The organism is Candidatus Omnitrophota bacterium (assembly GCA_028699255.1).
Taxonomy (GTDB): Bacteria; Omnitrophota; Gorgyraeia; order 2-01-FULL-45-10; family 2-01-FULL-45-10; genus FEN-1322.
The window spans coordinates 1-4,291 of the sequence record JAQVUX010000026.1 but is presented as its reverse complement, the minus strand read 5'-3'; the positions used below and the strand labels follow the sequence as shown (position 1 = coordinate 4,291).

The window sequence follows — 4,291 nt, the reverse complement described above, 5'->3', positions numbered from 1 at the left end:
GTACTACACCATAGACGTGTCGACTCTCTTAGGTAACGTCAACCTCGCGAATATAAAGAACCTCGCTGTCATAGTGGAAGGCGACAATAAGACAGGGAATATCGCGGTAGATTACACGAAGAACGCCACGATGATCCCGGCGGATCCCACTAAGACCCTTATTAACGTGAATATACCGGCTTCGAGCGTGCTCGACCCGACGCTCATAGCGCTTAAGCCCTCTGACGCGGTAGGTTCCGCCTCAAGGACCGCGCACGGCATGGCCATTAACGGATACGACACGAAGTCAGGCGCTTCGGGCGGCTGGATAGGGGCGGACTTAAGTTACACTGCCGCCCAGAACCTTACAGGCCAGACCATTGTGATAGGTGTCATGGGCACCGAAGGCACCGTGAAGTTCGAGATATCCGATAACACAGCACCCACGCCGAATAAGAGCTCCGTATATCTCTCCGGCGTATCATCCACAACCATGCAGTACTACTCCATAGACCTGTCGAAGCTCTCGGGAACAGCGAACCTGGCGAATATAAAAGGTATAGCGGTAATCGTGGAAGGCGATAATAAGACAGGCGATATAGCCATAGACTATACCCCGAAGACGATCTCATCTTCCAATGACTCTTCCAAGACCGCCGCGGACGTGAGCGTGCCTGTGAACAGCCTTTCGGACCCGGCTGCCACCGTAGTGAAGCCCACGGATGTCGTCGGCGTAATAACGAAGACCACCTACGGCATGGCCATAAATAACTACGATACGAAATCAGGCGCTAACGGCGGCTGGATAGGCGCTAACTTAAATTACACCGTAGCAAGCGACTTCACGGGTAAGACGATAGTGATAGGCCTGATGGGCACTGAATCCACCGTAAAGCTCGAGCTCTCCGATTCACTCAACAATAATAGCGCCATATACCTTGCGAACATATCCTCCACAGCGATGAAGTACTACACTGTAGACGTGTCGACTCTCTTAGGTAACGTCAACCTCGCGAATATAAAGAACCTCGCTGTCATAGTGGAAGGCGACAATAAGACAGGGAATATCGCGATAGATTACACGAAGAACGCCACGACGATCCCGGCGGATCCCACTAAGACCCTTATTAACGTGAATATACCGGCTTCGAGCGTGCTCGACCCGACGCTCATAGCGCTTAAGCCCTCTGACGCGGTAGGTTCCGCCTCAAGGACCGCGCACGGCATGGCCATTAACGGATACGACACGAAGTCAGGCGCTTCGGGCGGCTGGATAGGGGCGGACTTAAGTTACACTGCCGCCCAGAACCTTACAGGCCAGACCATTGTGATAGGTGTCATGGGCACCGAAGGCACCGTGAAGTTCGAGATATCCGATAACACAGCACCCACGCCGAATAAGAGCTCCGTATATCTCTCCGGCGTATCATCCACAACCATGCAGTACTACTCCATAGACCTGTCGAAGCTCTCGGGAACAGCGAACCTGGCGAATATAAAAGGTATAGCGGTAATCGTGGAAGGCGATAATAAGACAGGCGATATAGCCATAGACTATACCCCGAAGACGATCTCATCTTCCAATGACTCTTCCAAGACCGCCGCGGACGTGAGCGTGCCTGTGAACAGCCTTTCGGACCCGGCTGCCACCGTAGTGAAGCCCACGGATGTCGTCGGCGTAATAACGAAGACCACCTACGGCATGGCCATAAATAACTACGATACGAAATCAGGCGCTAACGGCGGCTGGATAGGCGCTAACTTAAATTACACCGTAGCAAGCGACTTCACGGGTAAGACGATAGTGATAGGCCTGATGGGCACTGAATCCACCGTAAAGCTCGAGCTCTCCGATTCACTCAACAATAATAGCGCCATATACCTTGCGAACATATCCTCCACAGCGATGAAGTACTACACTGTAGACGTGTCGACTCTCTTAGGTAACGTCAACCTCGCGAATATAAAGAACCTCGCTGTCATAGTGGAAGGCGACAATAAGACAGGGAATATCGCGATAGATTATATGGTCAATCCCGCATTTATTTCACCATCCACAATATATACATCAGAGGACATAAATCTTCCGTCTCAAAATCTTTATTCTCCCGGGACTGCAAGATTCCCGGACAATAATACCGTCACCGCAAACGTCGATGTTACGCAATACGGGCTTAAGCTTACTTATGACACAAATCCGGCTGTGGGTGACATCGGTAAATATACGTCGCCGACAAACATAGGTTTATCCATGACACAGTGGTTACTTGTCGCTAGAGGTGATCTGGCGGTTGCGGGCGTCAGTCAGCAGCAGGCGTTTGACATGCTCTCAAAGTCCGTTACCGCTCTTAGCGACCTTCCTGCGGCCCAGAAATGGAACGGCCTCTACTATACATACGTCTTTGTGAACAATACGCCGCAAAAAGATCCTAATACGAGTGTGCATGTCATCTCTCAGGCTGACAATGGTAATCTCGCGGCCTCGCTTGCTGCGGTTATAGGAGCGTACAAGGCTGAAGCTGACGCGAGCGCGGATCCTGCTGATCCCATAAAATTGCTTGTGAACGATGCGCAGGCCATACTTAACGGAATGGACTGGACTAAGCTTGTCGATACGGCCAGTAATAAAATGTATCTCGCGCTGGACATAGATTCCAACAATGTCGGCACTCCTCAGGGATTTTTGAGCGGGACGCCTTACTATGCGGATAATATATTTGATGAGCTGAGGCTGGGTGTTATATTCGGCATAGTCCAGAATAACATAAATCAGGCTACATGGACGAATTTAGGAAAGAATAGCGCGACTTGCTCAATAGACGGCGGAGTCAGCTTGAATACATTGAAGTCGGGCAACGGCGCCATGTTCCAGGCGTTCTTACCAAGCATATTTTTCAAAGAAACCAGCTGGTCGGAAGATGCCGGCGGATCGGTAAGCGGCTTCGGAGCCGCTCTGAAGAACTTTGCTCTTATCCAGGACTATTTCGCAAGAACCAACGGGTTGCCTTCGCTGTTGTCATCCTCGATGGACCCGTATACTGAAAACGGATACGATGAATTCGGTGTCGCCGCTCTTGCGACATATCCGGCTTCGGAAAATGTTTGCGCGCCTTATGCTTCGGCCCTTGCATATCTTGTAGATCCTTCACTGGCCATAAATTGGTTAGATGGGTTAGCCGCCGTCGGCGCTGACACGTCCTTTGGTTTCAAAGACGCTATAGCTGTCAACGGTAATATGAGCAACCGTAAACTGGCTCTGGATGACGCGATGATCGTGTTGGCCTTACAGGGAGATACCGTAGGGAATTATGTGGAAAATTATTTCACAGATATCGGTAAGATAGATACAGTGAAGAATCTTTATAAAAATGCTTTGAGCTTGAGTGATCAGTCCGGAGCCGCGGTACCGTTAACCGCCGAGCAGGAAAACTTGCGCAAGGCTTTACAGGCAAAGCATTTCCTGGCATTCAAGGATATTGTTGACACCGGGACCGGATGGGTTTATGACCATTTTAATATCCAGAGCGGATGGGCGGCCGGAAGCATTGTCTATGACCAGGCAGCGAATTTGAGCGGCATGCAGAATATAATCGTAGGTTTAAAAGGCAATAATAGCAGGGTGAAGGTTGAGGTTAAGGATAACCTGAATCATGCTGTTTCGGTCTATCTTGAAGGGGTTGATCCGAATCAAGAAAATATATTTGCGATCCCTGTCTCTTTATTGCAAAGCATAGACCTCACACATGTTAAATATATAACATTCGTCGTAGAGGCCGAGAATAAGACGGGCGTGTTATGGATCAGCAGGACGCCGGATCCTCTCTGGATATCCGCTTCGACAACCTTGACGAGTCAGGATATTAATATCCCCGGACAGGGAGTGGATTACCCCGCCATAAATTCTCTTATTAATATAACTACGCTGGAAGCCAGCGATAGAGGAATGAAGATGGTTTATAATATTCCTGCCGGAGGCGCATGGGCCGGCGCGGGATTCGCGTATGGTATATCAGGCGGTGCGGCTTCGAAAGACTTAAGCGGACTTTCGGAACTGATATTCGGGGTACAGGGCACGCCGCAGAGGGTCAAACTTGAGATTAAGGATGAGGCCGGCGCGTCAGCTTCAGTATATCTGGATGGCATAGAGTCTGGCAGTGAAAAGATATGGTCCATACCGACGTCGAGCCTTCACGGAATAAACCTGGCAAAAGTCTCTTACCTCTATTTTATAGTGGAAGGCGATAACCAAAATGGTACGCTATTTGTGAATAGGGTAAAGGCCTCTCAGTGGATTGCACCGGCTCCGGCGATT

The 4,291-nt window shown here is 50.0% G+C and carries 1 protein-coding gene; it reads left to right on the top strand.

What is annotated here, in order from left to right:
• Positions 1-4,291, top strand: a 4,291-nt coding sequence (locus PHS46_08605; protein MDD3906560.1) for a hypothetical protein, incomplete at both ends; no start/stop codon positions are given.